Raw genomic sequence first — 2,020 nt, 5'->3', positions numbered from 1 at the left:
ATACATTTAGATCCAAATGATTTTAATGATCTCAAATCAATACATCATTCTTACTTTCCTAATGGAAGCTACGAGACTAGATACTATTCATCTGATGGACTAAACAATACCTTATTTATCAAAACTTCAATAGAATTTAATACATATCCAAATGGACAACCATGTGATTTAGTTTTTCCTGTCAACTTTGTGATCCACAAACTAAATGACTCTCCAGAAACGTATATTATGTATTTATCAGAAAGATGCGGCATTAAGGACATGACTCTGAAAGGTGATTTTTATAAAGGATCTCTTTCAAATCTAAAAAAGCACTTTGAATTATGGGAAAAAAAGCAAAAAGAATTTTTAAAAAAGAATCACCATATTTAGCTTGCGAGCATAGCCATTGAAAATATTTTTCATGGCTATGATGTATTTAATTATTTTATTTAACTATATTTTCTTTGTTATATTTTTCAATAAGATACAATGCATCTTTATCACCTTTTAATGCAGAACTTCTCAATAAAGACATTCCCTTAGTTATATCTTGTTTTACAATTATTCCTCTTACATACATTAATCCAAGCTTTGTCTGAGCTGTAATATCACCTTTATTCGCAGCTTGAGTAAAAAGAGAGACTGCTTTTGCGGGGTTCTTAACAACACCATTTCCGAATAAATACATGGTGGCTAGCTCACGTGTGGCTGCTATATCTCCTTTATTGCTAGCTTTTTGATATAAGTTGGCTGCCTTATTTAAATTAACAGATACCCCCATGCCATTTTGATAAATTGCACCAAGCATGAACAGAGCATCTGTATTTTCTTGATTAGCTGCCTTTTCAAACCATTTTATAGCTTCAGCCATATTTTTTTGTACACCTACTCCCTCTTTGTACATAACAGCAAGAGTAAGTTGATCCTCTGCATAGCCTTGCTTAGCTCTTTCAATAATTTCAGCATCAGAAAAAGCATATAAACTTGATGAAAATGAAAGAATTGTAAGGAAAATAAGAAAATATTTATGCACTCGAATACCTAAAAAATGTGAAAATTTGAATAACTCAGTATTTTGAAATACGTACCTTAAGAAATGAAAATTATTTTAACAATAGTCCTTTTAATTGTTGCTTATAACATTGTAGAGCCCAATAGTTTTGGAGGATACCTATTAGTTCTATTAGTTGCAGGATTAATTTCAATTGGTATTACATTCGCTTTTTTAGCCATACTCGCTGTTATTGGTGTAATTAGTAAACTATTCACACAGAATTAAACTACATCCCAAAATCCATCCCTCGATCCTGCTTAGGTCGAGGTTTTTCTATCTCTTGTTTACGCTCATTCATCTGGACGAGATTTTTTTCAATATCTCCGACGTTTCGAGCAAATTCTGCTGAGCTTTGGTCACTTGTAACGAGACTGAGTGTTGTAAGACTGAGATTTTCCCCAATGCTTCTTCGTTGTTGGCTGTAATCTGGCTCATCTCTCGAACTTTTCCATTGATCTGCTCGGTATAGCTTGCTGTACTGCGTTCTAGCTCGTGAAATTGCTTCTGTATTGTCGCTAATGATTTCTGTGCTTGCTGTAAGCTTTGCTGATCGCTCTCGATTGCCTTTGATTGAGCTGATAAAGCTTGGATAATCTTGGTTTGCATTGTGTCTAAAGCTTGCTGTTGCTTCTGCAATTGCGATTGTTGTTGCAGTAACTGTTGCTGTTGTTCTTCGATGATTCTCAATAATTGTGTTTCTAATTCCGTCATCGTTTAGTACCCCATTGGAATCATGTAACCGTTCTGCCATTCCCCTGCATTCTTGTTGATCTGAATACAGAGACGTTGTGCTTTGCTGTCTGGTCGCTTGCATGTGCTGATCGTCAAACTGCCTCCCGATCGGTTCAAATGATCGACCCTCATTTGCTTCTCGTTGATCACTGTATTTAGCGTCTGCATCTCGCTGTACTTGTTTTTGGTGACGAGACCAAGCGAGAAAATTGCTATAAGCAAAATAACTACTAATGAAATCAGTCCCATATT

4 protein-coding genes are annotated in these 2,020 nt (G+C 35.2%); 1 reads left to right on the top strand and 3 read right to left on the bottom strand.

Going from position 1 to position 2,020, the window contains the following annotated elements:
• Positions 1-372 (top strand): hypothetical protein (locus FTV41_RS15135; protein WP_218945208.1); only part of this gene is annotated, 372 nt, incomplete at its 5' end.
• A 55-nt stretch (positions 373-427) separates the two neighbouring features.
• Here FTV41_RS15135 and FTV41_RS14450 read toward each other — a convergent pair.
• The 3 genes from FTV41_RS14450 to FTV41_RS15130 form a co-directional block, all read right to left on the bottom strand.
• Positions 428-1,015 carry a tetratricopeptide repeat protein gene (locus tag FTV41_RS14450; protein ID WP_174660745.1) on the bottom strand — a complete coding sequence of 196 codons (588 nt, stop codon included), beginning with the start codon at positions 1,013-1,015 and terminating at the stop codon, positions 428-430.
• A 315-nt stretch (positions 1,016-1,330) separates the two neighbouring features.
• Positions 1,331-1,747, bottom strand: coding sequence for a hypothetical protein (locus FTV41_RS14445; RefSeq protein ID WP_179996738.1), 417 nt, complete (start codon positions 1,745-1,747; stop codon positions 1,331-1,333).
• 3 nt (positions 1,748-1,750) lie between these two features.
• The coding region (locus FTV41_RS15130) for a hypothetical protein (protein ID WP_218945207.1) at positions 1,751-2,020 on the bottom strand (270 nt) is incomplete at its 5' end.

Source organism: Acinetobacter sp. YH16051 (assembly GCF_013417135.1).
Taxonomy (GTDB): domain Bacteria; phylum Pseudomonadota; class Gammaproteobacteria; order Pseudomonadales; family Moraxellaceae; genus Acinetobacter; species Acinetobacter towneri.
This window is presented reverse-complemented; position numbering and strand designations above follow the sequence as displayed.